This window comes from Paenibacillus sp. OAE614 (assembly GCF_040546645.1).
In the GTDB taxonomy this organism is placed as follows: Bacteria; Bacillota; Bacilli; order Paenibacillales; family Paenibacillaceae; genus Paenibacillus_AQ; species Paenibacillus_AQ favisporus.
In genome coordinates this window covers 6,168,512-6,195,450 of sequence record NZ_JBEPOD010000001.1, presented here as the reverse complement: position 1 = coordinate 6,195,450, position 26,939 = coordinate 6,168,512, and the positions used below count along the sequence as shown (strand labels likewise).

Annotated in this window: 26 protein-coding genes and 1 pseudogene; 19 read left to right on the top strand and 8 right to left on the bottom strand. The window is 51.7% G+C overall.

What is annotated here, in order from left to right; all coding sequences use genetic code 11:
* Positions 1–145: 145 nt before the first annotated feature.
* From ABIE48_RS28425 to ABIE48_RS28410, 4 genes are all read right to left on the bottom strand, one after another.
* Positions 146–1,087: a diacylglycerol/lipid kinase family protein gene (locus ABIE48_RS28425; protein WP_192715947.1), complete on the bottom strand. Its 942-nt coding sequence runs from the start codon at positions 1,085–1,087 to the stop codon at positions 146–148.
* 140 nt (positions 1,088–1,227) lie between these two features.
* The gene (locus ABIE48_RS28420) at positions 1,228–1,566 is read right to left on the bottom strand and encodes a DUF4870 domain-containing protein (protein WP_076172872.1); all 339 of its coding nucleotides are present in this window, start codon (positions 1,564–1,566) and stop codon (positions 1,228–1,230) included.
* Between the two features lie 185 nt (positions 1,567–1,751).
* Positions 1,752–2,045: a transposase gene (locus tag ABIE48_RS28415; RefSeq protein WP_076172873.1), complete on the bottom strand. Its 294-nt coding sequence runs from the start codon at positions 2,043–2,045 to the stop codon at positions 1,752–1,754.
* A 94-nt stretch (positions 2,046–2,139) separates the two neighbouring features.
* Positions 2,140–3,159, bottom strand: a complete 1,020-nt coding sequence (locus ABIE48_RS28410; protein WP_192715946.1) for a serine hydrolase domain-containing protein — start codon at positions 3,157–3,159, stop codon at positions 2,140–2,142.
* 381 nt (positions 3,160–3,540) lie between these two features.
* Between ABIE48_RS28410 and ABIE48_RS28405 the strand changes: the two genes are divergently transcribed.
* From ABIE48_RS28405 to ABIE48_RS28335, 15 genes are all read left to right on the top strand, one after another.
* Positions 3,541–3,729: a hypothetical protein gene (locus ABIE48_RS28405; RefSeq protein ID WP_036651115.1), complete on the top strand. Its 189-nt coding sequence runs from the start codon at positions 3,541–3,543 to the stop codon at positions 3,727–3,729.
* A 222-nt stretch (positions 3,730–3,951) separates the two neighbouring features.
* Complete coding sequence (gene map / locus ABIE48_RS28400; RefSeq protein WP_192715945.1) at positions 3,952–4,704, top strand: type I methionyl aminopeptidase; 753 nt, start codon at positions 3,952–3,954, stop codon at positions 4,702–4,704.
* 414 nt (positions 4,705–5,118) lie between these two features.
* Positions 5,119–6,162: a cytochrome c oxidase subunit II gene (gene coxB / locus ABIE48_RS28395; protein ID WP_076172876.1), complete on the top strand. Its 1,044-nt coding sequence runs from the start codon at positions 5,119–5,121 to the stop codon at positions 6,160–6,162.
* A gap of 73 nt (positions 6,163–6,235) precedes the next feature.
* Positions 6,236–8,086: a cytochrome c oxidase subunit I gene (gene ctaD / locus ABIE48_RS28390; protein WP_076172975.1), complete on the top strand. Its 1,851-nt coding sequence runs from the start codon at positions 6,236–6,238 to the stop codon at positions 8,084–8,086.
* Positions 8,083–8,709: a cytochrome (ubi)quinol oxidase subunit III gene (locus ABIE48_RS28385; protein WP_145026736.1), complete on the top strand. Its 627-nt coding sequence runs from the start codon at positions 8,083–8,085 to the stop codon at positions 8,707–8,709. Before ctaD ends, ABIE48_RS28385 begins: the two co-directional genes overlap by 4 nt.
* Before the next feature lie 4 nt (positions 8,710–8,713).
* A complete protein-coding gene (locus tag ABIE48_RS28380) occupies positions 8,714–9,034 on the top strand; it encodes a cytochrome C oxidase subunit IV family protein (protein WP_076172878.1) in 321 nt (106 codons plus the stop codon).
* A gap of 98 nt (positions 9,035–9,132) precedes the next feature.
* Entirely contained in the window at positions 9,133–10,047 is a 915-nt protein-coding gene (gene ctaG, locus ABIE48_RS28375) for a cytochrome c oxidase assembly factor CtaG (protein ID WP_145949704.1), read from the top strand.
* Positions 10,048–10,075: 28 nt separating this feature from the next.
* Entirely contained in the window at positions 10,076–10,540 is a 465-nt protein-coding gene (locus ABIE48_RS28370; RefSeq protein WP_105445641.1) for a DUF420 domain-containing protein, read from the top strand.
* Positions 10,541–10,942: 402 nt separating this feature from the next.
* Positions 10,943–11,887 (top strand): DUF4850 domain-containing protein, encoded by a 945-nt coding sequence (locus tag ABIE48_RS28365; protein WP_354520111.1) that lies wholly within the window; start codon positions 10,943–10,945, stop codon positions 11,885–11,887.
* 208 nt (positions 11,888–12,095) lie between these two features.
* Positions 12,096–12,812, top strand: coding sequence for a hypothetical protein (locus ABIE48_RS28360; protein WP_354520109.1), 717 nt, complete (start codon positions 12,096–12,098; stop codon positions 12,810–12,812).
* 52 nt (positions 12,813–12,864) lie between these two features.
* A complete protein-coding gene (locus ABIE48_RS28355) occupies positions 12,865–13,275 on the top strand; it encodes a GntR family transcriptional regulator (protein ID WP_116232716.1) in 411 nt (136 codons plus the stop codon).
* Positions 13,276–14,214 (top strand): ABC transporter ATP-binding protein, encoded by a 939-nt coding sequence (locus ABIE48_RS28350; protein ID WP_192715943.1) that lies wholly within the window; start codon positions 13,276–13,278, stop codon positions 14,212–14,214.
* Positions 14,192–15,094, top strand: a complete 903-nt coding sequence (locus ABIE48_RS28345; RefSeq protein ID WP_192715942.1) for an ABC transporter ATP-binding protein — start codon at positions 14,192–14,194, stop codon at positions 15,092–15,094. Before ABIE48_RS28350 ends, ABIE48_RS28345 begins: the two co-directional genes overlap by 23 nt.
* Positions 15,087–16,376 (top strand): ABC transporter permease, encoded by a 1,290-nt coding sequence (locus ABIE48_RS28340; RefSeq protein ID WP_192715941.1) that lies wholly within the window; start codon positions 15,087–15,089, stop codon positions 16,374–16,376. The genes ABIE48_RS28345 and ABIE48_RS28340 overlap by 8 nt, the downstream gene beginning before the upstream one ends.
* An 84-nt stretch (positions 16,377–16,460) precedes the next feature.
* Complete coding sequence (locus ABIE48_RS28335) at positions 16,461–17,666, top strand: TraB/GumN family protein (protein ID WP_192715940.1); 1,206 nt, start codon at positions 16,461–16,463, stop codon at positions 17,664–17,666.
* A 126-nt stretch (positions 17,667–17,792) separates the two neighbouring features.
* Here ABIE48_RS28335 and ABIE48_RS28330 read toward each other — a convergent pair whose 3' ends face one another.
* The 3 genes and pseudogenes from ABIE48_RS28330 to ABIE48_RS28320 all read right to left on the bottom strand — a co-directional run bounded on the left by ABIE48_RS28330 (position 17,793) and on the right by ABIE48_RS28320 (position 20,251).
* On the bottom strand, positions 17,793–18,887 hold the full coding sequence (locus ABIE48_RS28330) for a sensor histidine kinase (protein WP_192715939.1): 1,095 nt from the start codon (positions 18,885–18,887) through the stop codon (positions 17,793–17,795).
* Positions 18,880–19,561, bottom strand: a pseudogene (locus tag ABIE48_RS28325) (response regulator). Before ABIE48_RS28325 ends, ABIE48_RS28330 begins: the two are co-directional and overlap by 8 nt.
* Positions 19,562–19,684: 123 nt before the next feature.
* The gene (locus ABIE48_RS28320; RefSeq protein ID WP_192715938.1) at positions 19,685–20,251 is read right to left on the bottom strand and encodes a class I SAM-dependent methyltransferase; all 567 of its coding nucleotides are present in this window, start codon (positions 20,249–20,251) and stop codon (positions 19,685–19,687) included.
* Between the two features lie 323 nt (positions 20,252–20,574).
* Between ABIE48_RS28320 and ABIE48_RS28315 the strand changes: the two genes are divergently transcribed.
* Entirely contained in the window at positions 20,575–22,065 is a 1,491-nt protein-coding gene (locus tag ABIE48_RS28315; protein ID WP_192715937.1) for a glycoside hydrolase family 43 protein, read from the top strand.
* 89 nt (positions 22,066–22,154) lie between these two features.
* Here the strand turns inward: ABIE48_RS28315 and ABIE48_RS28310 are convergent, their stop codons facing one another.
* Positions 22,155–23,294 (bottom strand): GntR family transcriptional regulator, encoded by a 1,140-nt coding sequence (locus ABIE48_RS28310; protein WP_192715936.1) that lies wholly within the window; start codon positions 23,292–23,294, stop codon positions 22,155–22,157.
* 433 nt (positions 23,295–23,727) lie between these two features.
* Here ABIE48_RS28310 and ABIE48_RS28305 point away from each other — a divergent pair, with 433 nt between their 5' ends.
* The 3 genes from ABIE48_RS28305 (at position 23,728) to ABIE48_RS28295 (ending at position 26,927) form a co-directional block, all read left to right on the top strand.
* Positions 23,728–25,113 carry an ABC transporter substrate-binding protein gene (locus ABIE48_RS28305; RefSeq protein ID WP_192715935.1) on the top strand — a complete coding sequence of 462 codons (1,386 nt, stop codon included), beginning with the start codon at positions 23,728–23,730 and terminating at the stop codon, positions 25,111–25,113.
* Positions 25,114–25,201: 88 nt separating this feature from the next.
* On the top strand, positions 25,202–26,095 hold the full coding sequence (locus tag ABIE48_RS28300) for a carbohydrate ABC transporter permease (protein WP_192715934.1): 894 nt from the start codon (positions 25,202–25,204) through the stop codon (positions 26,093–26,095).
* 13 nt (positions 26,096–26,108) lie between these two features.
* Positions 26,109–26,927, top strand: a complete 819-nt coding sequence (locus ABIE48_RS28295; protein WP_076172898.1) for a carbohydrate ABC transporter permease — start codon at positions 26,109–26,111, stop codon at positions 26,925–26,927.
* Positions 26,928–26,939 lie beyond the last annotated feature (12 nt).

Genomic DNA, 26,939 nt, shown 5'->3' with positions numbered 1-26,939 from the left:
TCTAAATAAAATAGAAGTTCAAAAGGCCCGCCCCGTGTTCTTACGGGGCGGGCCTTTGATTGTGCATCGATAGACGGTTTTTTTAGATATCAGAAAGTATAACCTTCGGGAGCTGGGCTTCCTGATATCGAAACAAAAACTTCCTCTAAATGCGGTCTGGCTTCTTGGGATGTACGTCGATAGACGGTTTAAGTGCCGAGAATACCCGGATGGCGCCAGGATCCGCCCGGAAGTCCATCGGGAGGGCGGATACGTCTTCGCCGTCGCCCTGCGCCAGGCGCGGGCGGTCAAACCTGATGCCGACCGTGTCTCCGCGCAAGAGGGTCACGATCGGCAGCTTCACATGCGTTCCCTTCAGGACCGTTGGGAACAGGAGCAGCAGCTGCAGCCGGGAGCAATCGTGGACCACGCAGACGTCCAGCATGCCGTCATCCGTCTTCGCCTGCGGATTGATGACCAGTCCGCCGCCGTAGCTGGGCACATTGCTGACCGCGGTCAGCCAGGCTGACGGATAGCTGACCGTCTGGCCGCCGCAGGTCACGCTTACGGGACCTGGCTTGAACGTGACCAGCGTATGCAGAACGCCGATGACGTAAGCGAGGCGCCCGGCACCGACGGCGTTGCAGATCTTTTTGTACCGGCTGCCGTTTACGTTCTCGCTCACCTGCGCATCGAAGCCGGCGGCCACCGCCGTCATGACGGGCACGCCTGCGACCGAGATGAGATCGGCCGCTCGGGCGCTGCCGGTTAGAATGAGCTTCAGCGCGGCGAGCGGATCGCGGGGGATGCCAAACCCCCGGGCGGTGTCGTTGCCCGAACCGGCGGGAATCACCCCAAGCGGGATGCCGGTCCGCTTCAATACCGGCAGGAGGCTGTGGATCGAGCCGTCGCCACCGATGACGACGATAGCGTTCCAGCTGCCGTGCTGATCCAGCGTTTCCGTCACCATCGCATCAACTTCCTCCGCACTATCAGTAAACAGCGATGCGTATGCAATCTTTTTCAAATCGAGAGCCTCGCGCACCCTTTTCCAGGTACGGAGGCTCCTGCCGTTGCCGGACTTTGGATTAATGATGAATAAGTACATTGCTTTTCCCCCAACGCCAACGTAAACCCTTCTTTCTTATTGTAAGAAGTCCGGACCGAAAAGGGAACGGTTTAGTCGGGCCGTATCTATGCTGCATTAGACGGGGCATATTGATAGGGCTAGCTTAGCGATGGGGCATATTACAGGTGCCGCAGCTGTTTTTCCGCGATGTCGCCGATCCAGGGGAGCTTCAGCCATTTTCCCTGCAAGGAGGTAAACAGCATGACCACCCACACGACGAGCGTCAGGATGGAGAGCAGGGCGGCAATGACCGGGCCGATCAGCGGGATCAGGCCGGACAGAATGTGGGCGATCATAATCGCGCCAAAAGTCAGAACGGACTGTAAGGCATGAAAGAGGACGAAGCGGCTGCGCTTCTCAACGGCAAGGAAGACGATGCCTCCGACAAAAGCGAACAGGTAGCAGAGCGTGGCGGCCATATTTTCCGGCAGACCGGTGGATGATTTGAAAGGGGACAAGATAGACCACTCCTTCTATACGGCAGGATTGTCTTCTATCATATGAACCCCGGAGACAAGTTATGAGCAATGAAAAAGGCACCCGGCCGCCTGGAGTTCAGGTAGCAGGATGCCCTTAATGATCTGTCCATTCAAGAGTCGGATCGGCTTAATAAAAGAGAGGCCTTAAGCGAGTGGGGCTGCTCTCACGCTTGGCCTCCGTGGCCACCTTGGCCGAACTGGCGCCGCGGGCCGACGATTTTCTCGCGTTTGTTGGTGTCGTTTTCTTTGGGAACCAGGCGCGGGTCCGTACGGCCCTCATGATGGTTATCGAATGTAAATTCGCTCAGCTTCCACTCCGTCGAGCCCAAAATCAGGTCAGCCGGGAACTCGTCGCCCCGGTGAAGCACTTCCTCTCTGCCCGCTTCGTTGGTATATACGCCGTCGACCTCAACTTTATCGTGGGAAATCGGCAGCATCCGTTTATCTTCATTAGTCATGACAAGTCCTCCTTCGTTCCATAGGAAATCCTTCAACGAACTGATTCTCATTTAAGTTACCCGGACCGGGAGCGGATTATCCCGCCGGACCTAATCATTCCATGCTGCCGAGAATATGCTGCTGAAGGAGGGACCGCGGGTTTCTCCAGCGGCTGACCTTGCTGTCCGCAGTGAACACCACTACCGCATCCAGCTCTGGAAAAAGGTAAATTTGCTGCCCGCCGTGACCATGGGCACAGCTGAACGGCTGACCGCACATCCGGCCTGTCCACCACTGATATCCGTAGTCGCCAAAGACGGGGTAACCGTCGAGCTGCCGGGTCAGCGCCTGTTCGAGCCATGCTTCGGGAATGACCGGGCGGTTCTGCCACAGGCCTTTATTCAGGCAGCACAGACCGAACTTGGCCATGTCACGGGCGGTCAGATACAAGCCGATATGGCCCATCGTATGGCCTTCGGGGCTGGAAGACCAGGCGGCATACTCGATCCCAAGCGGTCCGAACAGATGCTGGCGGGCGTAGCTGTATGCATCCGTGCCGCAGCATTCCGAGATCAGCACCGAGATCAGGTGCGAATCGATGCTTCTGTATTGGAAGACGCCGGCCATGTGCGCATCTACCGGCAGCGAGAGGGCGAATGATGTCCAGGCACGGCTGCGGTGAAATCGGTGGATCAACGGTTCGCCGAGCGTTTTGCCCGTCTGCCAGCGGAACCCCGTCGACATTGTAAGCAGGCGCCGAAGCGTCAGCACCTCCTCTAAGAGCGGGGCGGTCACATTCCGCGCATAGTCCCGCAGATAAGGCATCAGCGGTTCGTCCAGGCCGGGAAGCTCTCGTCTGCTCACGGCAATCCCTGCAAGGGTGGACGTAATGCTCTTTGTCGCCGAGCGGAGATCATGCAGAGTACCGGGTCCGGCTTCATTATAGTACCGCTCATAAATAAGCCTGCCGTGCCTGACGACGAGAAAGCTGCGCATTTTCGGATAACGCCTCAAGATCTGGGCGTGTGCCTCTTCAAGCGGCTCAGGCCTGACGTCTTCCTGCTCCGGCGAGGAGGTGGGGAAGGCAGGCGTGTGAAGCGGCGGGGAGGATAACAGCAGAACGGGACGATTCATTGGGACCGGCTCCTCTCTTCTGGATCGTTCTCCGGTACGGGCGATGGTTGACCGGTATCATTAACTTAACCCGAAATGCCGATATCCAATTAAACGGGCAGTTTGGAAAGTACTTTAATCCGGCAGGACTGCACTCGAAAAAAAGTAATTCCTTACATTTTTTTGGAAAGCTGTTTTCGGCATTAGAATATGATACAATGAAAGGAGTGATTCAATAACATCCTCTTAGGGTATTCTTAGTGTCAGATACCTTTAGCGGCAGCCGGGAGCGTTCAGCCCAAACCTATAACTGCAAATGACGACTTCACAGATGTCAGGTAAGGTCTTTTCGGCATTCTCAAACTGGAGCAATCCATTCAAGTGTTTTGGGAGGGAACTATCATGGCAACGAAAGGTCACAATGAAGTTAAAGAAAGTCTGCGCGAGATGACACGAATTTTCCGGCCCAAGGATCCGAAGAAGTTTGTTAAGGAGTACGTCCGGAAATATCATATTATGGGGGGATACGAAGAGGAATTAACCTCGGTTGTGGAACATGAGTTAGGGCGGATGAATTCGTCTGTTTCCTGACAAAGCTGGCCGTAACGAGCGTATCGCTTATTGAATTGCAGTGAAGATTTGGACACGATTAAGATGAAGCTGAAGAACAGCCTGATAACATGACCGTATTCCGCGGAACCTGCGCGGGATACGGTTTTTTGTATTTCATGTACCTGCCTCTGCGACTCCGGGCATATACTAAACCACGGTCTGATTCATTATTCTTTAGCATGGGGAAAGGACGTGCGGCGCTTGGAGATTACGCTGAAGAGCAGGGAAGAGATCGGATACATGCAGGAAGCAGGACGCATCCTTTCGTCCTGTCATCGGGGAGTTGCGGACAAAATCACGCCGGGCATAACGACAATGCAGATCAACGACTGGGTTGAGGAATATTTGGCCAGGCAGGGAGCCGTTCCTGAACAGAAGGGGTTTAAAGGATATCCTTACGCCACATGTGCTTCGGTGAACGATACCGTATGCCACGGCTTTCCCGACGAGGTTCCCTTGGCGGAAGGGGACGTGGTCACCATCGACATCGTAGTCAACAAAGACGGCTGGCTGGCCGACTCCGGATGGAGTTATCCCGTCGGCAAGGTCGGCAAACCGCTGGAGCGTTTGTTGAAGCGCACCGAAAAGGCGCTGTACAAAGGCATCGCGCAGGCCGTCGCGGGCAACACGATCGGAGATATCGGCTATGCGTTGGAGAAGGTGGCCAGGCGGAGCCGATACGGCATCGTCAAGCCATTGGTAGGCCACGGCATAGGCCGGTCGCTGCATGAGCCGCCGGACGTGCCGGCGTTTGGGAATCGTCACGAGGGGCTGAAGCTTGTTGAAGGGCTGGTCATCACCATCGAGCCGATTTTTACCCTCGGGCCTTCGGGGGCGGTGCTCTGGAATGATGACGGCTGGAGCGTGCAAACGGCGGACGGAAGCAGGGGTGTGCAGTTTGAGCACACGGTTGCCGTTACCCGGGACGGCCCGTTGATATTAACGCAGCAGTGACCCGGAAGGATTCGCCACAATTTGTCATATTTCGATCGACAAAAAGAACCTGTCCCCAGGTTCTTTTTTGTTTGAATTTGACGATTCAAAAATTCCATAACAGGTAAAAATGAATGTAATCGTTGAAACTTGGGTATACGAAGGAGGATGAACCGGGTTGCACGTAAAGGGGCTGGCAAGCGGGATGTAAACCCGATGAAAACGATTGCAAAAGCTTTTGTGGCGCGACTTTCGGCACTTTTCGAACAATTTGTGAACTAGGTTGGAAACATTGACAAAATAGTACTGGAAACTTATATTTAATAGGTGATTGTTTTAATTGACAGTAGCAAATCATTCGTGATAGTGCAGGTGAATGGCCGTTGAATGTGCTTTCAGCGGAGCCTGCGAAAATGGAAAAAGTGGGGTAGATCAATGATGAAACGGTGGCAGGCTGTAAAGCGACTTCTTCCCTTGCTCGCAGTATTTTCTCTGCTTTTAGCCGGGTGCGGCCGCGAGGACTTGTCGGTTCTGAGACCACAGGGACCGGTGGCTCAAGAACAGCTGGGATTGATGAAGCTCGCAATCTCAATCATGATTGTGGTACTCGTAATCGTTTTCGCGATTGCGGCATACGTGCTTGTGAAGTTCCGCAGAAGAAAAGGGCAGAACGGTGTACCTGAACAAGTTGAAGGTAACTTCAAGCTGGAAATCATCTGGACAGTGATTCCGCTCGTTCTGGTTATTATTTTGGCTGTTCCTACCGTACAGCAGATCTTTGCTTTCGGTGACGATCATTACAATGATAAGGACGCCGTACAGGTTAAGGTTACGTCGCATCAATACTGGTGGGAGTTCGAGTATCCGCAGTACGGTGTGAAAACGGCCCAAACCCTGGTCATTCCGACTGGGAAGAAGATTGCGTTTGAGCTGAAAACGGCGGATGTACTCCACTCGTTCTGGGTTCCTTCGCTCTCGGGTAAGATGGATACCAACCCGGATGGTACCATTAACAGATTTAGCTTCAGCGCCGATAAAGAAGGCGTTTACCGTGGTAAATGTGCGGAGCTCTGCGGACCTTCCCACGGTTTCATGGAATTCAAGGTTAAAGCGGTTAACGGAGATTCCTTCAATAACTGGGTGACTGCTATGAAGGCACCGGCTGTGCTTCCTGAAGATCCGGCTTTGGCAGAAACCTTCAAGAAACAATGCTTGTCCTGCCATGCTGTTGGCGACCAAGGCGGACCTGTAGGCCCTAACCTTACCGGCATCGGTTCCCGTGAATCGGTTGCAGGTATCTTGCTGAACGAAGGCCAAGATGGCGGGAAGCCAGTCAAAGAGAACCTGAAAGAATGGCTGATGGATCCACAAGCCGTTAAGCCAGGCAACAAAATGCCTAATCCGAAGGATCTCGGTCTGACTGACGAACAAATCGATGGTATTGCCGATTACTTGGCCAACTATAAATTGAATTACTAGTAACAGCAAGATTGAATAAGAGGGGGTACCAACCTTGGCTCATGCTCACAGTGTCAAGCGTCATACGGGCTTGATGGACTGGCTCACCACCGTGGACCACAAGAAGATAGCCATCCTGTATTTGCTTGCAGGCGGCTTGTTCTTCGGATTCGGCGGCGTGGAAGCCTTGCTGATCCGTCTGCAATTGATTAAGCCTATGAATGATTTAGTATCAGCGCAAACCTTTAACGAATTGATCACAATGCACGGAACGACCATGATCTTCCTTGGTGTCATGCCAGTGATCTTTGCATTGATGAATGCGGTAATTCCGCTGCAAATCGGCGCCCGTGACGTCGCTTTCCCATTCGTCAACGCACTTGGCTTCTGGACGTTCCTGTTCGGCGGAATCCTGCTGAACCTGAGCTGGATTATGGGCGGCGCGCCTGACGCCGGCTGGACGGCCTATACGCCGTTGTCGACTTCAACTTACAGTACAACGCACGGTGTCGACTTCTATACGGTCGGTCTCCAGATCGCCGGTCTCGGTACACTGATCGGCGGCATCAACTTCCTGGCAACGATCATTACGATGCGCGCACCGGGAATGTCTTTTATGCGGATGCCGATGTTCACATGGACATCTTTCATTACTTCCGCGATGATCCTGTTTGCTTTCCCTGCCATTACGGTAGGTCTGGTACTGCTCTCATTTGACCGTATTTTGGGAGCGAATTTCTTTGAAGTATCCAATGGCGGTAACCCCGTTCTTTGGCAGCATATTTTCTGGATCTTTGGTCACCCTGAAGTATATATTCTCATTTTGCCTGCTTTCGGGGTCATTTCCGAAGTTATTCCGACCTTTGCTCGCAAACGTCTTTTCGGTTACAGCTCGATGGTGTTCGCGACCATCCTGATCGCCTTCCTGGGCTTCATGGTTTGGGCTCACCACATGTTCACAACCGGTCTCGGACCGATTGCGAACGCGCTGTTTTCGATCGCGACGATGCTGATCGCCGTTCCGACGGGGATCAAGATCTTCAACTGGCTCTTTACGATGTGGGGCGGACAGATCCGCTTTACGAGCGCAAACCTGTTTGCCATTGGTTTCGTTCCTACATTCGTCATGGGTGGTGTTACCGGGGTCATGCTGGCATCTGCGCCTGCGGACTACCAGTTCCATGATACTTACTTCGTCGTTGCCCACTTCCACTACGTAATCGTAGGTGGTCTGGTATTCGGTCTCTTTGCGGGTCTGCATTACTGGTGGCCTAAAATGTTCGGCCGCGTACTCAACGAAACGATTGGTAAATGGACGTTCTGGTTCTTTGCAATCGGCTTCCATTTGACATTCTTCGTACAGCATTTCCTCGGACTCATGGGGATGCAGCGCCGTATCTTTACGTATCTGCCTAACCAGGACTTCGATACATTGAACTTGGTAAGTACGGTCGGGGCATTCCTGATGGCCGTCGGCGTTCTGCTGTTCTTGTTCAACTGTTTTATAACAGCCGCCAAGCCAAAAGGCGTGGCCAACGATCCTTGGGAAGACGGACGTACGCTCGAATGGGCGATTCCATCTCCGCCTCCTGAGTACAACTTTAAACAAATCCCGCTTGTACGCGGACTTGACGCTTACTGGAAAGAAAAAATGGCAGGCAACAAAGAGATGACTCCTGCAGAACCGCTGGGATCCATCCATATGCCTTCGCCAACGATTTTGCCTTTTGTAATGTCTGTTGGTATTTTCATCGCCGGTCTCGGACTGATGTTCAGCAGTGAGAAATTCAACAATTCCTTTATGAGCATGATCTTCAACAACTGGATCGTCGTCATTATCGGACTTGTCATTACGTTCGGATCGATGCTGCTTCGTTCGCTGTTTGACGATCATGGCTGGCATATCGAACCGGAAGAACTGGAAGAAGAGGGGGTTAAAGCATGACATCGGCACACGCAGAATCGGTAAACGGCTCATTGCCGCATGAACCGGAGAAAGCAACCCTGGAAGGCCGCAACAAAGTGCTTGGCTTTTGGCTCTTCCTTGGCGGAGAGTCCGTGCTCTTCGGTACCCTGTTCGCCACGTTTCTGGCGCTTCGCAACCAGACCAATGACGGCCCGACAGCCCATGAGCTCTTCTCGCTCCCAACGACGGCTGCAGCCACGTTGATCCTGCTTGTCAGCAGTTTGACGAGTGTATTCGCCGTACAGGCGATGCACCGTCATAAAGCAGCTGCACTGAGATTGTGGTTGATCATTACGGTTATTCTGGGCCTTGGCTTCCTTGGCCTCGAGGTTTACGAGTTCCACGAGTATGTCACCGCTGAGAAATTCGGCATGACGACAAGTGCTTTCAGTTCGGCGTTCTACACGCTGGTCGGTTTCCACGGAGCTCACGTTGCATTCGGTGTATGCTGGATCGGTATTCTCATCGGCCAGCTGTACAAAAAGGGGTTAACGGTCGTAACGGCTCCGAAGGTTTACGTGTCGGCCATGTACTGGCACTTTATCGACGTCGTATGGGTCTTCATCTTCTCGGTCGTTTACCTGCTTGGAAAGGTGGGCTAAGATTATGACTACGGTTGAACAGCATCAAGATGATACGGTAAAACACGGTCATCGTCATGAAGGACCGCAAAAGCATGTCATCGTATTTATTTTCTCCATTATCCTGACCGCCATCGCTTTTGCTTCGGTTATGGCTGGCGGGGTGAACGTCGCCTTCACGGTTATACTTCTCGTCGTGATGGCGGTGCTGCAGGCACTGGTTCAGTTGGGATACTGGATGCACTTGAAGGATAAAGGACATTTGATGCCGATTATCTTCATGTGCGGTGGCGCCTTTGTCGCATTTACTGCGATCGTCACAGCATTGTATTGGGTTTGGTGGTAAAATAAAAAGAGGCGGGCCAGATGCCCCCTCTTTTTTTAAATGGCATTAAGGTGTCACAATATCGACAGAAATTCCGCCCGGCGGGAGGAGGTTTTCATATGCTGGGGTTAGAATATTTTAGCTTTGCCGCCTTGTTCAGTCCGTTGTTTCTGGCGTTTATGCTGCTGGTAACGGCCGCGTATTTTGTTGTTATCGGCCCGCTCAGTGAGAAGTTCGCGGATGCCGAGCCCGTATCGATCGGCAAAAAGATCATGTTCGTCAGCGGTATGTTCTTCCTGTATCTCGCTCAGGGCGGACCGGTGAGTCTGCTGGGCCACATTATGTTTACGTTCCACATGACATCGATGGCTTTGTCTTACCTGGTGGCTACGCCGCTTATTATGCTGGGGATTCCAACCTGGCTGTGGCGTGCTTTTGACCGGATTAACCCGTTCAAGAAGCTAGGTTTTCTGGCCAAGCCGGTGGTCGCGGCTGTCGTATTTAACGGATTGTTTTCGTTCTACCATATCCCTGCGATCCACGACTATGTCATGCTGCATTTTGCGGTGCACCGGCTGTACTATATTGTTTTGTTCATCGCTGCCGCGCTTATGTGGTGGACGCTCATTAATCCGCTGCCCGAGAAAGACCAGGCATCGGGCCTTGCGAAGATCGGGTTTATTTTTCTGAACATGGTGCTGCTGACGCCTGCTTGCGGCCTGATCATTTTCTCGACGCATCCGATGTATGCGACATACAGCGATCCCAATACGTGGGCCAAAGCGATGGGATACTGCGTATCGGGCGATACGTCGGCTCTGCTGCAGACTTTCGGCGGACCAAGCTTTTTCTATGGGCTGAGCACCAAGGTCGACCAACAACTGGGCGGCATCGTCATGAAGTTCATTCAGGAATTTATATTCGCTTCGATGCTGGCGAGGGTATTCTTCCGCTGGTACAAGAGCGAAAATAAAGAGGATGACGACGATATCATTCCAACCGATCTTTCTGACGGTTCTTTGAACCGGGCATGAGTTGGTCTAAGCGTTAAGGAGGATTTTCATGGATTTGTATATGCTGTTCCCTACGATCAGCACTTCATTCATCGTCATCAGTGCGATTCTGGTGGCCATCGGATGGGCCTTGATCGTTCAAGGCAAACGGGACGCCCATAAAAAAGTGATGATCTGGGGCGCGATCGCAGCGCTGCTGTTTTTCATTATTTACGTGTCCAGAACGGCCTTTGTCGGCAACACCTCATGGGGCGGCTCGGACGAAATGAAGATCTACTATCAGATCTTCCTGATCTTCCATATCGTTCTGGCGACGGTTGCCGCGGTATTCGGGATTACAACGCTGGTTCTGGCATTCCGGGAAAGGTTTGCGAAGCACCGGAAATGGGGCCGGGTTACGGCAAGTATTTGGTTTGTCACAGCCATCACCGGGGTTGTGGTTTACGTGCTGCTGTACGTCCTGTATCCTGGCGGGCATACGAAGCCGGTATGGGATGTTATTTTGGGAGCATAACCCAAGTGGACCGGGTAAAAAGAAAGTCCGGCGGATTAATCCGCGGGGCTTTTTTTTATGAATAGCCGCTGATCCCGCTGAAAGGCCAGGTTTCAAGTGTTTGTTTAATAGGATGAAATAACGCCTAGTTTTCATCGCCGGATGCCAGTTCCGAAGTGCTGTACTGCATTTTTTAGGGCACAGGCGTCAGGTACAGTTAAAATGGTTAAAAAGTTTTAGAAAGACGAGATATATAGATTGAACCAGAGTTATGCATTGAACTTCTTGTTATAACGGTCCCATACGGCCCTATAACAATTATTTCTTTAGTTCATTCAATCAAGCGGAAACTTTTGTGCTTCTTCAAACGTTATTCATATATAAGGTTCAATGAACGAAGCTAAGAAAAGGTATGGGGATGACATGAGGCGAAGAAGGTATTTTATACATAGTAAAAAAATGGTGTGGGTCTTAATCATGCTGCTCTTCTGCGGCTTCATTGTCATGTTTACCACTTCGCTCATCCCGAAATACATACCGGCAGTGACCGACGGTGACCGTACGGCCCAGGCCGACGGAACAAACAGGGATCCGGCAGCGGGTCAAGGGGCCGGCAGTCCCGGCGGCGGACCCGCCGGCCAGCAGCAGGAAGCTGGCTTCAAACCAAGTAGCGTTCAATGCGGCGTGATGAAGCTGAAACATGGCGCTCGAAAGCCGCAGGATGATCAAATCCCGCTGTACTGCATCGAAGGGAAATATCATGCCGGAGACACACCCATGATGCAGCCGGCAAGCCCGCTTCAGGTGAAGATCGACACCGTCCTCCCGGAGAAGATTCTGTCGGATCTGGGAGCGTTCTGGTTAAGCGATTCTTCCGGAACCTGGGGGCATCTGCTCCTCGCCCCGAGACACTGGGAAGTCGTCCGGGCCGATACCGGAGCCAACGGATCGGTGGGCCTTGAGCTTGCTGATCCGCAGCACCCGGACCGCAGGGCCGTTTACTTGGACGGCGGCCCCTGTCAGGGCTGCAACATTGCGTTAATCGGTTCTTATTTCACGGCATTAAAGAATTGGGCCGAAGAAAAAGGCTTTCCCGGGAAGACGATGAAGTTCCTGCATCATGCTTACGTTCGGAACCATGTCGTTACGTATGTTTTACCACCGGGCAGCACGGCTTATAAGACGGTCGGCGCTGCGTTTGAGCGACATGAGCCCCAGGATGCGATGTTTACCCGTTACGAAATAAGCGTTCCGCCGGAGGATTTGGATATGGCGAACGTCATGCTGGATTTCTTTGCACGCTTTCCGAGTTCCGTTGCCGCCGATCTTTCGGTTCAGCCATACTTGGGAATTCCAAGCGTTTCCTAACTCAACATGCACTGCTTCAAGCAGCACCCAATGAGGGGGTGCTGTTTTTTTGTTAATATTTTCATTTCGCCGTTGCATCTCCGGCGAGCACACTGTATACTGTGTATAAACATATACACAGTATACACACTGAGTGGTGAATAAGCACAGTGAACCTGTGCTGTATATACACCCTTATGGATTACGGAAAAAGCGAGGGCGATTGTTGTTGAACACAATAAAAGACGCTTGGATGATGGTACGAAAGGATCTGCGCAGCGAGAAAAGGTACCTCCTGTGGTCTATCATATTTGCTGCCTACATGGGAGGAACTACAGGGGTCATGATGCTGGGGCGCGAAGAGGCACGGTCTCTTGGTCCGGTAGCTGATTTCATCCTGCTGATGTTAGTTCCGATGCTGGGGTTTTACTTTTCCCGAAGATCCTTCAAGTATTTAACGGAAGATTCCTATACGCGAATGCTGGCATTCTTCCGGGTGCTTCCGATCTCTAACGGCCTGGTCCTGGTATATCGGGTGATACAATCGGTGCTGGCCTTTGCCGTGAACGGCATCATTTTCTTCGTGATTATGTATTGCGTGCAGGGGACCTTGCTGGATCATATGCGGTTTGACCATTACCTGGCTTTTGCGCTGACGTGGGTCGGTTACGGGCTTATGATGACTGGACCCTATATCTATTTTGAGTTTTCCAATCATGGCAAAGCTTATCTGCTGTCGACCCTCATTTTCCTCGTTGGCTCCGTAGTGGCAGCGGCAGCCGTTTTTGCGGCTGGAGGGAACCTGCTGGTGTACACGGTGGAGGTATCCAAACGATGGAGCCTGCTATCGCCGGCGATGTGGGGAATGCTGCTGGCCGGAGTCATCAGCCTCGTGCTGTGCTCGATCGGAACGCTCCGCAGGCTGGAATCTAGAGATCTGGTGTAAGCTTTGAAACCAATAAGAGGATTGACGAGTATAGCAAGGTGAGGTGCGAAAGGTGTGGATACCTATACAAGTGAATGAGAACAGCGCTGAACCGCTCTATCATCAAATCGAATCCCAATTAAGATCGTTGATCATCAGCGGACAGATCGAGGAGGGGACCCTTTTGCCGTCAATTAGAGAGTTTGCCAACGGGCTGAACTGCAGCGTAATTACGGTTCGAAGAGTGTATCAGGATCTGGAGAGCGAAGGACTTCTGCGCACGAAGCAGGGAACCGGCACATTTGTCGCCAAGGTTGGTACTTCACAGCGTGAAGTATTCCGGCGGGAGGCGGTAGAAGAGGCGCTCAGCCATGCGGTGGATGTCGGGATGTCTGTCAAATGCGAGGAAGATGAGCTGAGGGAGCTGTTTTTATCGATACTGAAAAGAAAGTACCATCCGGAGAAGGGAGAAGGTGAGGCATAAATGGAACAGCCCATCATACGAATGGAAGGCGTGACCAAGCAAAGACGGCATAAAACGATCGGACCGATCGACCTGGCCCTGCCGAAAGGCTATGTGTACGGGCTGATTGGCGAGAACGGCTCCGGCAAGAGCACACTGATCCAGATGCTGCTGCAGACCGTGTTTCCGGATTCGGGGCGCATTTCCTGGTTCGGCCACGCTTACAGTAAAGGCATTCCTATGGAAGTGCGCAGACAGATCGGGTATGTGGCGGAAAAATCCAACCTGGAGGAGGATAACCTGACCGCCGAGGAAGCCGCTGCTTTTCGGGCGTACTGGTATCCGGAATGGGATCAGCCTTATTTTGAAAAGCTGTGCGATCTGTTTCAGGTACCGAAAGCGACGAGGCTGCGCAAAATGTCCAAGGGGGAGCGCCGCAAATACGAAATCGCCGCGGCCCTTGCGCCGCATCCCAAGCTGCTGCTGCTGGATGAACCATCGTCGGGTCTGGACCCTTTTGCCTGGAAAATGATGATCGAGGTGCTAAGGGAATGCCTGCAGACCGAAGATACGACGATTGTACTGTCCACGCACATTATTGATGAGGTGAAAAGGCTGGCGGACTACGTCATGCTGATTCACAACGGCAAGTGGATGGGGATGGCGGAGAAGGACAGTCTGCTGGATAACTGGAAGGAAGTGTGGGCAGGGTGCCCCGAGGCCGATCTGGCAGAACTGCCGAACATTGTGCAGACGCAGCAGGAATCCCATGGCGTTACGCGCGTGGTGACGACGTCATGCCGTGAGCTGGAACAGATCCTGTACGATTCAGGTATCAACGTGCTGAAGACACGGGCTTTGGAGCTGGACGAGATTTTAACGTTGTGGGTGCAAGGATATAAGCCTGCCGGCGTGCAGGAGGGGGAGGAGCAGACACATGGAACCATTAAAACTAGTTAACGTGGTAAAACAATACGGAGACAAAACCGCAGTCAACCAAATCTCGCTGGAGGTCGGGAGAGGAGAAATTTACGGGCTGCTTGGGGCGAACGGTGCCGGCAAAACGACGACGATGCGTATGGTGCTTGGCCTGATTTATCCGGACGGGGGAGAGATTCTGTACAACGGCAAGCCATATCATGCGGGGCTTCAGCAAATCATGGGATACCTGCCGGAAGAAAGAGGGCTGTATCCGAAAATCAAGGTCAGCGAGCAGATCGTCTATCTGGCCCGTCTTCGGGGCATGTCGCAGCAAGACGCGGATAAGAGCCTGCGCTACTGGCTGGAACGCTTTGACGTTCCGGAGTATTACGATAAGCGGATTGAGGAGCTGTCCAAGGGCAATCAGCAGAAAATGGGCTTTATCGCGGCCATCGTGCACAAGCCGCAAATCGTCATTTTGGATGAGGCGTTCAGCGGACTGGACCCGGTCAACGTTGAACTGCTGAAGGCGACTGTCAAGGAACTGCGGGATCAGGGAACCAGCATTCTATTCTCCACGCACCGGATGGAGCATGTCGAAGAGCTGTGCCAGCGCATTACGATTTTGCACAAATCCAATACGGTCGTTCAGGGAAATATCCGGGATATCAAGAGCCGTTATCCGCGTGAGGAAGTGCTGCTTCATACGATAGGCGATGTCGGCTGCCTGGATGCGATCCCGGGAGTGACGGCAGTGGAACGCATCGATCGGGGATACCACATCCGGATCGCTGCGCCGGAAACGGCACAGGCCGTTCTGCAGAAGGCGATGCAGGAAACCACGGTGGAGCGCTTTGAAATCAAGGAGCCGACGCTGAACCAAATCTTTATTCAAGAGGTGGGTGATTCGCATGAATAAGCTTGGGACGATTATCGGCTTTACGTTTAAAAATAAAGCCAGAACGAAATCTTTTCTGATTACTACTCTGATCCTTGCACTGCTCATTACGATCGGCATGAACGTGCCGTATATCATTAAGCTGATCAAGGGTGACGACGCATCCAAGGCCGAGCAGATCGGAATTCTCTACGGCTCGCAGCCGGTCATTGCCGCGGAACTGGAGAAGTATGCCGCGCAGTCCGGCAATAAGGACTATACGTTCGTCAAATACGAAGGGACCGCTCCGGATCAGGCGAAAAAGGACCTGGAAGATGGGAAGATCGAGGGTTACCTCTCTTTTGACGGCGGGGAGGGGGCATTTCCTGCTGTCACCTTCACCGGCGGTGAAGACGGCATGGGGCAGGGAATCAGCAGCTTTCTGATGCCCGCGCTGCAGACGGTCAAGACGACCGTAATCGCCAAGGATGCGCTGTCCGCGGAGCAGATCGCCGCTCTGAACGAACCGGTCAAGCTCGATACGGTGCGGATTAACGCGGAGGGTAAGACGGAGGCGGGGGGAGACACCCACCGCGAAGACATGCAGAAAGCCATGAACTATGTGGTCGTTTATGTGCTGCTGATTCTGTTCTTTACCTCCAATATGATGACAGGCAATATGATCGCAGCCGAAGTAACGTCGGAGAAAAGCTCGCGGATCATGGAAATCCTCATCACCAGCGTTTCGCCGCTGGCCCAGATGTTTGGGAAAGTGATCGGTATTTTCCTGGTCGGGATCGTGCAAATTGCAGTGTTTGGCGTCGTGGTCGGGGCGAACCTGATGCTGCCGCATAACCAGGACATTCTGCAAGGATACAGCCTGAGCATCTCGGATATTAACCTGCCGGTGCTGTTCTACGGACTGCTGTTCTATATCTTGGGTTACTTCCTGTATGCGGTGCTGTACGCGGCCATCGGATCGATTGTCAGCCGTACTGAGGATCTCGGCCAAGCCGTGATGCCGATTACGATGCTGGGTCTGGCCTCGTTCTACATCGGACTGTTCAGCATTACTGCATCGGGCAGCATGCTGATCAAGGTGACGAGCTTCATTCCGTTCACCGCTCCTACCGCGATGCTCGTGCGGATCGGGATGGGGACGGTGCCGACCTGGCAGATCCTCATATCGCTCGTTTTGCTGCTGGTATCCATTCTGTTTTTTGGCTGGCTGTCCGCGAAAATCTACCGCACCGGCGTCCTGATGTACGGCAAGCGCCCATCCATCAAAGAGCTGCGTAAGGCCATGAAAGCTTACAAGATTTAGGCACGGATTCTCATACGGCGGCGGCAAGCAGCAGCAGAGCAGTAACAGTCCAGTCTATAAACTACAATAAGGGGAATTTCTTAAATGAAAAGTTGGAAACGAACGCTCTTATCTCTTATGATTTCTGCAGGAATGCTCGCTACAGCGGCTCCGGCCATGGCTGCTCCGCTGCAGCCGGAACTCAAGGTCAATAACAAAACCATCGATTTTGCCACGAGTGCACCTATTGTCGATCAGGGCACCACGCTGGTTCCGCTGCGCACGACGCTTGAAGCACTAAACGTAAAGCTGACCGATGTAGAGAACGGAACCATTCATGCCGTTGCGGGTGATCAGAAGATCACGCTGAGCAGCAAGACGACACAGGTTAACGGCGTGACTTACGTGCCGGTCCGGACCATTGGTGAAGCCGCCGGTTACACGGTCTATTGGGATCCGGCAACCCGCACGGTATTCTTGCTCTCAAAAGCAACGAAGGAAGCCGGCCGCGGCTTCATGTGGGAAGTGCAAAATAACGGGAACACGGTGTACCTGGTAGGGTCCATGCATATTGCGGACGACAGCTTCTACCCGCTTCGCCCGGAATTCGAGCAGGCCTTTGCCGAAGCCGATTATTTGGGCGTTGAGATTGATCTCAGCAAGGCAGCCGACGAAGAGCAGCAGAACATGATCATGAAGCTGGGCATGTATCAGGACGGTACGACGCTGAAGGACCATGTGTCCAAGGTAACGTATGCAAAAGTGGGGGACATTCTGGAGCAAAACGGAATGAAACGGGATGCACTGGATGCATTCAAACCGTGGGTCGTGGAGACGACCATCAGCAGCCTGAAATCGGTGATGGCCGGATATGAGGCAACGGAAGGCATTGACCTGTACTTCATTCAAAAGGCGCTGGAGCGCAAAATTCCGATCGTGGAGCTGGAATCCTACGAGTCCCAGCTGAGCATGTTCGATCAGTTCTCCAAAGAGCTGCAGGAGAAGAACCTCAATGCAGCACTGGACAATTTCGACGTCCTGGACGACGGCGTTGACCAAATGGCGGACATGTGGAAAAAAGGGGACGAAAAGGCGCTGCTGGAGCTGACGAACAGCATGGCAGGAGACGCGGAGTATAACAAAGCGATGCTGATCGACCGCAACATCGGCATGGCCGATAAAATCGACGGATACCTGAAAAGCGACAAGAAAGCGGAGTACTTCATCGTCGTCGGCGCAGCCCACTATCTGGGTGAACATGGCGTGATTAAACTGCTGGAGGATAAAGGTTATACGGTTGTACGTAAATAATCATCCTGTAATGCGTGTTTCATGCGGCGACATTGCCGGTAGCCGGTTAGTCTGGAAAAGAAAAAACTTAAGCCGGGGACTCCTGCGTCCCTACTGGCTTAAGTTTTTTTAATATACCTAATTGACCTATTCATCTGTGTTATCCCTTAACGGCAGTGTCAGATGAAATGTAAACAATCGATTCCTATGCAGGAGCGTCAAAGTTCCTCCGTGCAGTTCCACAATGTTCCGGGCAATGGAAAGGCCAAGACCGGCGCCGGATTGAATGCCTTCACTGCTTCGGGAATGGTCTACCTTATAAAAACGTTCGAAGAGTTTATGTTCTTGCTCTTCAGTAAGGGGCGTTCCTTTATTTTCGACTTCAATGATGATATGCCGATGATCCGACTTCATCATGACGCGCACGGTCCCCGGTTTTTCCGAGTATTTCAAGGCGTTCATCAGCAGATTATCGATGGCTCGGGCTATCTTTTCACTGTCAATGAGGGTAATCGCAGGAGAGCTGCCAATCTCTTTCACGATGGTGATTTCATTCTCCAGGGCAATCGGCTCAAATTCAAAAAGAAGCTGATCGAGAAGCTGAAATATATCGATTGGCTTTAAGTCGAGGCGAGGCTCAGTTGAGGTCAGCCGGGTATACTCAAACAGATCATCGAGCAGTTTTTTTAAATGTACAGCCTTGTTATAAGTGTTTTGCACAAACCGCGTATACTCATCTTGATCCTGGAAGGAATTTGTTCTTAAAAGCTCGATATAGCCGATAATGCTCGTAAGCGGCGTACGCAAGTCGTGGTAAATTCCCGTGATCATCTCCATCTTGGAGTTCTCCAGTTCCCGCTCCTTTTCAATCTGCTGCTGCAAACGCTGCGCCATCAAATTGATGTTGTGTGCAACCCTTCCGAGCTCATCTTTTCGCTTCACATCCACTCGATAGTTTAAATCGCCCTCAGAGATCTTTTGCAGTCCGTGTTCCAGATGAACCAGGTCTTTCACGATCCGCCGTGTCAACATAAAAAAGGTAAGGATAAAGATGATAAAAAAGAGGGGGGTTAGAAAGTAAGGAAAGATATCTCGGAGAACGTTCCATTTCAATATCTTTAAGAATAATAAAATGCATAGATCATTTATGGCCGTAGCGATGATCAAACTGATCACCATTTGGATTAACATATGGATCTGGATCTTTTTCTTTCTTTTTGGCTCCTTTACGTGTTCATTCAATTTTATAGCCAACTCCCCAAAACGGTTTTAATATATTTTGGCTCTCTTGGGCGATCCTCTATTTTTTCCCGTAGATTGCGAATATGAACCATCACGGTATTGTCCGAATAGCCGTATGGCTCTTTCCATACGCTTTCGTAAATCTTCTCGGAGCTGAATACCTGCCCAGGATGAGTCGCGAGCAGCTCCAGAATGGAAAACTCCAGAGGAGTTAGCGAAATGTGGTTTCCTTTTAAGGTGACGGCATGCTTAGCCTTATCTATGACAAGGTCTTTAAGGATGATCAGAGAATGAAATTCCTCTTTTCCGATTAAGGATTGCCGCCGCAGTTGAGCTTTGACCCGTGCAAGTAATTCCAGCGGATTAAAGGGCTTGACCATGTAATCATCCGCTCCGGTCGTCAGCCCCGTAATTTTATCGATATCTTCTTCTTTGGCCGACAGCATGATGATGGGAGTGCTGGATATTTCCCTGATTTTCATGCAAGCTTTAATCCCATCCATTCGCGGCATCATCACATCCAGGATGACCAGATGAACCGGGGTTGTTTGGATGATACTCAGCGCTTCCAGACCATCTGCCGCCTCCAGAACATGGTATCCTTCATTGCGTAAATAAACGTGGATGACGTCTCGAATTTCCGGATCGTCGTCTACGACAAGCACAGTGTTCATGGTATGCTGCTCCTTTATTTTCGGATTACGGGTACTGCAGCCGTTCAACATTTGCGCCCATATTAATTCTACATAACGGGTTGGCCGAAACCAATTTCCAAGCTGATCCGGCGCCAAGATGTTTTACAGCATCTCCTTTTTGCGGCAGGTGTAAACAAAAGCCGGAGGGAAGTTGAGGGGGACAAACTCGATGTTTTCAATGGTGAATGCCTTGGCAAACTGCTTTTTCATTTGCAGAGAGTACTGGAAAGCGACAAAGACGCCTCCTGGTTTTAGCGCCTCAACCATTTGATGAAGCAAGGTTTCGCGCATTTCACTCGTAAAATTAAAAAAGGGTAAACCGCTGATAATACAGTCAAGCTGGCCGATGCCTTCTTGATGGATGATTTTAACGAGCTGGCAGGCATTCGAATAACACGGGAAATCCGGGTACTCGATCCTTAAATGATTTCTCATCTTTTTATCTCTTTCGAACAATAACACTTTTGCAGATTCATGTAACTGCGGCTTTATGAAACGTGTGATCGCGCCTGTACCTGATCCGAGTTCCGCAACAGCCTTTACCTCGTTCCAGGGTACGGACTGAACCATTTTAGCGGCAAGGAAGCGGGAACTCGGGTTGACGCTCCCTACCCGTTTGGGCTCTTTAAAGAATCCCTGTAAAAATAGCAGATGTTCATTGATGTTCATGCGGTGTTCCCCCCAATAAAGTGATCGGACAGTTATGAAAAGTTATGATTCATCAAGCTGTATCGCTTGTTGTTGGCATGAACCATCATAACGAAAAAATCTGAGGACTTTATGGGGGGAAATCTAAAGAAAATCTGAAGATTGCAAAGAGGGCGTTATTTATCCCAATGTTCTCCGGCATCCTTTGAGCTCTGAACAAGTGACAGGATAATCATAAAGTTTTAATTTGACATGATTTTTCTGCTGATTTTTTGGGTATTTTTGTTCTTCGCGGTAAGGTAAAATTCAAACCATCTATGCAGATCTCATACAGAGGTGAACCCATGAAATATGATAACCCGGTCATCAAAGGGTTTTATCCCGATCCCAGCGTTTGCAAGGTGAACGATACTTATTATCTCGTTTGCAGTTCGATGCAGTATTTTCCCGGCGTCCCTCTATTTGAAAGCAAGGATTTGATCAACTGGACCCAGATCGGCCACTGTCTGACGCGTAAGAGCCAAATTCAGCTGGACAAGGTCAACAGCTCAGGCGGTGTATTTGCTCCTACCCTGCGGTATAACGGCGGACGGTTCTACATGACCACGACCAACGATACGACGCGCCAAAACTTCTATGTATGGACGGACGACATCTACGGAGAATGGTCGGACCCGATCGGTGTGGATCAGGGCGGAATCGATCCGGATTTGTATTTTGAAGACGGCAAAGCTTATTTTATGAGCAACGGCGTGGACGATGATGGTATCGGCGGCATCGTGCAGTGTGTAATCGACATCGAAACCGGACGGAAGCTGACGCCAAGCCGCTCCATCTGGCAGGGGACGGGAGGACGCTATCTCGAAGCCCCGCATTTATACAAAATCGACGGACGCTATTATTTAGTAGCCGCAGAAGGGGGCACCGAGTTTGGCCATATGGTGACCTACGCGCGGGGAGATTCTCCTTCCGGACCGTTTGAACCGTATTCCCATAACCCTGTGTTAACCAACCGGAATATGGGCGGCTATGAAGTGCAGGCGGTGGGCCACGGCGATCTCGTTCAAGACGAGAAAGGAAACTGGTGGCTGCTTCACCTGGGATTCCGGCAGATGGGACAGTGGATTCCTTATCATCATCTGGGGCGCGAGGTATTTTTGACACCGGTTACGTTCGGCGAGGACGGCTGGTTCACGGCAGGACATCATGGCACGACGCTGTCGTCCTTTGAAACCGACCGCATTCCGGATGAAGTCGTTCAGCAGGAGAAGAAGCGCTATACTTTTGAAAATATGGAATGGGACAAGGACTGGTGTTATCTGCGCCATCCGGATCTTGGCAACTACTCGTATGAGCAAGGCGTGCTGGAGCTGAGAGGCACCGAGATAACGCTCGATCAAGCGGATTCTCCCACTTTCATCGGAATTCGCCAAAAGGATTTTGAAGCGGTGATTTCCTGCGACGTAAGCCTCACTCAAGGCGAAGCCGGCATTACACTCTATATGGACGAGAACCATCATTACGATTTGGCGATACGTCAAGGCGGAAGCAGATATGAAGTCATTGAGCGCCTGAATGTTGGGGATATCAAGTCCATCGAGAAGGCTGTCGATTTGAAAAATAGCAGCCGCGCCTCCCTGGTGATCCAGGCCAGCCCTACGCACTACCGGTTCATTCTGCGAGCGGACGGCCAGGAAATACAGCTTGGCACCGCACAGACGAAATACCTTTCATCTGAAGTAGCGGGAGGATTTACGGGTGTCATCATCGGTTTGTACGCACGCGGCAAAGACGCTGCTGCCCAATTTTCGAATTTCACATGCGAATATCTATAATTTTTCAATCGATAGGGAGGGCCGTAAGGTTCTCTATCTATTAAAAAACCGACGTGAAAACGTCGGTTTTTTGCTTTTTAAATGCGTCGTCACAGCCCTCTTGGGGAAACGGAAGCGCCGGCATGCACCGACGTCGAACGGCGCGGAATGAGGCGGGTCGGCAGCTTGATCTGCCTGTACCCGGGTGCGTCGTTTTCGATCTGCTCAACAATGAGCTTTCCGGCCTCCCGGCCCAACTCCCGTTCCTGCTGCACCACGGCCGTCGGGGGAACGATGCTGAAATCGGGGTATACGACGTCGTCAAAGAAGACCACGGAGAGATCCTCAGGTACCCGCAGTCCCATAGCCAAGGCAGCCTGGATGACATGCGGGCTGAAATTCGAAGAAAGGGCCGCGGTCATATGCGGGTTGGCCTGCAAAAACTGCTGGATCATCTCGATGACCTCTTCGTCGCTATTGTCCATCCCCAAACGGGTCATCTGCAGGCTGCGGTCGATGAGAATGTGGCGGTCTTCCAGTGCCTGCTCGTATCCGGCAAGCCGATCCTCAATACTCGAGGTTCCTTCCGATTTGGTGGAGATAAATCCGATATGCCGATGCCCCAGATCGTACAAATGCTGAACGGCCTGTTGGCCTGCTTCGTAGTTGTTGGAGCTGACCGAGTTGGTCTCCACTCCTTTCAGCAGCCGGTCCAACAGCACCAGCGGAAATCGGTTCAGTGTCAGCGACAGAATTTCGTTATTGTAATTTTCGCCTTCTACGGGATAGATGATCAGTCCGGCGACGCCGGCCTGCTTCATCTCGCGTATTTTCTGGATTTCACACTCCTGGGAGTCATTCGTTTTGGAAAAGAGCAGATGATAGCCTTTCTCCGCTAAGGAATCCTCAATACCGCTGAGCAAATTGGCGGTAAAACGGTTGTCCAAGCGGGGCAGCAAAAAGCCGACGGTCTTGCTTGACGGCAGTGCCGCTTCGGTCGACAGCGGGGGAAACAGAGCTTCCGTTCTTTGTTCCGACACGAAGGTACCTTTTCCCTGCATGCGGTATACGATGCCTCTGTCCACGAGGTCGGACAGCGCATTCTTGACCGTAATCCGGCTTACTCCGAATTGATCCGAGAGCTCATTCTCCGAGGGGATCCGGTTCATCGGCTTCCAGTTCCCGCTGCGGATCTGCTCCAGGATATAATTTTCGATTTTTTTATACATGGGAGTAAACTTTTTCGTCATGTTTGGCGCTCCATTCGAGAATAGGTCTGTTTAAAATATATTACAATTATCCAACCCGAACAAGTATAAAATACAAGTTAATATATCGAATGGTATGTTTTTGTAGTTCCTTTCCCTAAATAATCTAGTGAAAAATACGAGTCGTTTCAATGGTTATTCGTGATATTGATCTTATCTCTAATTAAGTTGTAATAAAAAAATAAACATTTACATTAAAAAATAAGATGTTTATATTGTTATCATAAGTTGAGTCGAACATCGTGAAGGCATCGTGGAAAGAAGGCTGGAAGCGATGCGGGGCAAGGGTGGCACTTGTCATATTTTAACAAGGGGGTGGTATCCAAATCCGCCATATTGAAAGGGATTGCAATCCGTAGGGTCCTTCAGAAATAAAAACCCATATTAACCGATTAAGCGAAAAGGTGGTTATCCCATGAAAAGAAAAGCAACCTTGATGGTAACGGTGCTGTCCGTTCTTTGCTTGTTTGTAAGCGCTTGCTCAGGCGGACAGAAGCAGGAGGGCGGCAGCAGCGCGGAAGGCAGCAAGCATTTGACCATGTGGACCTGGAAGGTCGCTTACACGCCGGGAATCGAAGCGGCAGCCAAGCTGTACGAGGAGAAGACCGGAGTGAAAGTGGATGTCGAGACCTTTACGCCTGACGATACTTACAGACAAAAGTTTCAGGCGGCGGCCAACTCGAAAAATCTCCCCGACGTCGTCAATTGGTGGGCGACAGCGGGCGACTCCATCGAAGGCTCCGTGCTTGAGCTGTCGGGCGAAGTCGGCGACGACGTGCTGAGCAAGTATTACGGTACGGCCATGGATCCGATCAAAGTGAGCCAGAGCCAAGTCGATTCCTGGCAGAAGGACAAAAACGCCACGACAGTACAAAAGTCGCTGAAGGCGGGGCAGTTCTACGGACTGCCGCTCGATATCGGCGGATTCTTTACCTTTTACGGCAACAAGCAGCTGATCGAGAAGGCAGGGCTTACCGCCGAAGCTCCGAAAACGTGGGAAGAGTTCGTCACGATGATGGAAACGATCAAGAGCAAGACGGGGACACCGGGACTTGTCTTTGGCGCTAAAACGTCCGACCTGTGGGAGAACTGGGCCGGATCCGCGCTGGCGATCATGTATGGCGGGCCTCAATCGTATATTGACCTGCTCGAACGAAAAGCGAAAATGAGCGACCCGGAGCATCTGCCGGTTGTTCAGGCGGTACAGACGCTCGCTGACAAAGACTTGCTTATGCCGGGCATTTTGTCAACGGATATCGACGGCGCGGACCAGGCGTTCGCCGCGGGCAAAGCCGCATTTGACCTTGGCGGTTCGTTCACGATGTCCACGCTGCTCGCGATGGGCATGAAACCGGAGGATATCGTCACGTTCCCTGTGCCGCCGATTGACGGCTCGAAAATCACTTCCTGGACGACAGATCCGTTTACGCTGACGATGCTGTCCGTGAATAAAGATTCGAAGAACAAGGATGCCGCGCTTGATTTTATCAAGTATATGACCACGGATCCGGATGCGGCCGTTGCGTTCGCGAATGCGGCCTATACGGTTCCGGCCCTGAATTTGGGCGACCGTGCCAAAGATCTCGATCCGAACCTGAAGGCGATCGTTGACTCGTTCGCTACCGAGCCCGGACCGTATTCGGAAGCACAGCCGGCTATCAACGCTTACCGGGGCAAGAACAAGGAGTGGGAAGTGTATGCCCAGTCCATCCAATCCATGATCGAAAAGAAAATGACGGCCGAACAGGCTGCGAAAAAATTCGACGATACGATGAAGAGCCTGCAGGCCAGCGGCAACTGATAATCGGCTCTGGCTGTATGATGCAAACGGCGGCAGGGACACGCGCCTTTCCGCCGCTTGCTTAATCCAAATCCAAAGGTGATGGAAGATGATAACAACTAGAAATAAATGGGTACCGTATCTGTTTTTGCTGCCGGGTGTTCTCCTGTTTCTCGCCGTTGGCGTCTATTCGGTCGGCTTCTCGATCCTGCTCAGTTTTTACAACTGGTCGGGGATCGACTTTTCGACGGCCCGCTTCGAAGGCCTTGCTAACTTCAGGCAGTTTCTGCTCGGGGATGACCCGATCGTCACTCAGAACTTTTACAACTCACTGCTGCATAACGTCCTGATCGGTGCAGCCCAGGTCGTTATCGTCATCCCTATCGCGATTGTGCTGGCGTTCGTCCTGCAGAATACAAAGATGGCGTCGCTGTACCGCACGGTGTACTTCCTGCCGATGATCGCATCGGGCGTGGCGATTTTTTACGTATGGAAAGGACTGTTTGAGCCTACTGGCGCTTTTAATTCCCTGTTTCAAGCGATCGGACTCGACTTTCTGACCGTACCCGGGGGGATGCTGGGGAGCTCGTCCACGTCGCTGATCGGCATCATTATTACCTCGATATGGGGCGGCCTTCCGGGCACGCTGATTCTGTATTATGCCGGATTAACCTCGATCGATCCTACCTTGTATGAGGCCGCGAACGTTGACGGTGCCAGCAAGCTGACGATGATCACGAAAATCACATGGCCGCTTCTGAAGCCAATTACGCTGATCGCGGTCATTCAGATGGTCAACGGCGCGTTCCAGGCGTTCGAGAACGTGTTCATCATGACCGGCGGCGGACCCTCAGGCAGCTCGGAGGTCATCGGGACGCTCGTGTACCGGACGGCGTTCCTGAATAACGATTACGGGCTGGCCAGCGCGATCGGATGGATATCCTTCCTGATTACCGGAGCCATTGCCATGTTCAGTATCCGGTCGTTCAAAGTCGACATTTAGAGGAGGACCCGAGATGGTCAAGACTATCAAACACATCATTCTGGTTTTATACGGGCTGACCTGCGTGTATCCTTTCTTGTGGATGATCGGCACTTCTTTGAAAACATCCCAGGATGCACTGGCCAATCCGCAGTCACCCCTCCCCAAAGGGGCGCCTGAGTGGTCCACGTTTGCAGAAGTGTGGAACAAGCTGAACTTTTACCGCTTTTTCGTCAACAGTGTGGTCGTCAGCATCATCGTCATTATTGGAGTCGTTCTGATATATACGATGATGGCGTATTCGTTCGCCAAGTTCAGATTTAGAGGCAAAAAATTCGTGTATTACACGTTCATCGCGCTGCTGCTCGTTCCTGGCGTGACGACGCTCATTCCGCTGTATATCAACATGACGAATCTCGGCCTGCAGAATACGTACGTCGGCATGATCCTGCCGATGATTAACGGGGCTGCGCCGTTCGCCATTTTCCTGTTTACGAGCTATTTCCGGACCATATCGCATGAGCTGTACGAGTGCGCCGTTCTGGACGGCTGCGGCAACTTCAAGATTTACTGGCGGGTCTATCTGCCGCTGGCCCTGCCGGCGATCGGAACGATTGCCATCCTGAACTTTATCGGAAGCTGGAACAACATTCTATGGCCGATGATTATCGTCGACAAGCAGGAGATGTTTACGCTGCCGATGGGGCTGATGTACCTGGATTCCTCCTCATTTAAAAAATGGAACGAGCTGATGGCCGGAGCGCTGATCACCGTCATACCGATCCTGATCGCGTTTCCGTTTATGCAAAAGATGTACGTTAAAGGCATGACCGTCGGTTCGGTCAAAATGTAAAACGCATCATTC

Excerpts from the sequence above, each read along its gene's own strand:
- ABIE48_RS28370 (WP_105445641.1), top strand. The coding sequence starts at position 10,076 with ATGGATTTGTATATGCTGTTCCCTACGATCAGCACTTCATTCATCGTC.
- coxB (WP_076172876.1), top strand. The coding sequence starts at position 5,119 with ATGATGAAACGGTGGCAGGCTGTAAAGCGACTTCTTCCCTTGCTCGCA.
- ABIE48_RS28410 (WP_192715946.1), bottom strand. The coding sequence starts at position 3,159 with ATGAATCGTCCCGTTCTGCTGTTATCCTCCCCGCCGCTTCACACGCCT.
- ctaG (WP_145949704.1), top strand. The coding sequence starts at position 9,133 with ATGCTGGGGTTAGAATATTTTAGCTTTGCCGCCTTGTTCAGTCCGTTG.
- ABIE48_RS28350 (WP_192715943.1), top strand. The coding sequence starts at position 13,276 with ATGGAACAGCCCATCATACGAATGGAAGGCGTGACCAAGCAAAGACGG.
- ABIE48_RS28315 (WP_192715937.1), top strand. The coding sequence starts at position 20,575 with ATGAAATATGATAACCCGGTCATCAAAGGGTTTTATCCCGATCCCAGC.
- ABIE48_RS28385 (WP_145026736.1), top strand. The coding sequence starts at position 8,083 with ATGACATCGGCACACGCAGAATCGGTAAACGGCTCATTGCCGCATGAA.
- ABIE48_RS28340 (WP_192715941.1), top strand. The coding sequence starts at position 15,087 with ATGAATAAGCTTGGGACGATTATCGGCTTTACGTTTAAAAATAAAGCC.
- ABIE48_RS28425 (WP_192715947.1), bottom strand. The coding sequence starts at position 1,087 with ATGTACTTATTCATCATTAATCCAAAGTCCGGCAACGGCAGGAGCCTC.
- ABIE48_RS28405 (WP_036651115.1), top strand. The coding sequence starts at position 3,541 with ATGGCAACGAAAGGTCACAATGAAGTTAAAGAAAGTCTGCGCGAGATG.
- ABIE48_RS28320 (WP_192715938.1), bottom strand. The coding sequence starts at position 20,251 with ATGAACATCAATGAACATCTGCTATTTTTACAGGGATTCTTTAAAGAG.
- ABIE48_RS28365 (WP_354520111.1), top strand. The coding sequence starts at position 10,943 with ATGAGGCGAAGAAGGTATTTTATACATAGTAAAAAAATGGTGTGGGTC.
- ABIE48_RS28335 (WP_192715940.1), top strand. The coding sequence starts at position 16,461 with ATGAAAAGTTGGAAACGAACGCTCTTATCTCTTATGATTTCTGCAGGA.
- ABIE48_RS28305 (WP_192715935.1), top strand. The coding sequence starts at position 23,728 with ATGAAAAGAAAAGCAACCTTGATGGTAACGGTGCTGTCCGTTCTTTGC.
- ABIE48_RS28300 (WP_192715934.1), top strand. The coding sequence starts at position 25,202 with ATGATAACAACTAGAAATAAATGGGTACCGTATCTGTTTTTGCTGCCG.
- ABIE48_RS28380 (WP_076172878.1), top strand. The coding sequence starts at position 8,714 with ATGACTACGGTTGAACAGCATCAAGATGATACGGTAAAACACGGTCAT.
- ABIE48_RS28310 (WP_192715936.1), bottom strand. The coding sequence starts at position 23,294 with ATGACGAAAAAGTTTACTCCCATGTATAAAAAAATCGAAAATTATATC.
- ABIE48_RS28295 (WP_076172898.1), top strand. The coding sequence starts at position 26,109 with ATGGTCAAGACTATCAAACACATCATTCTGGTTTTATACGGGCTGACC.
- ctaD (WP_076172975.1), top strand. The coding sequence starts at position 6,236 with ATGGACTGGCTCACCACCGTGGACCACAAGAAGATAGCCATCCTGTAT.
- ABIE48_RS28415 (WP_076172873.1), bottom strand. The coding sequence starts at position 2,045 with ATGACTAATGAAGATAAACGGATGCTGCCGATTTCCCACGATAAAGTT.
- ABIE48_RS28345 (WP_192715942.1), top strand. The coding sequence starts at position 14,192 with ATGGAACCATTAAAACTAGTTAACGTGGTAAAACAATACGGAGACAAA.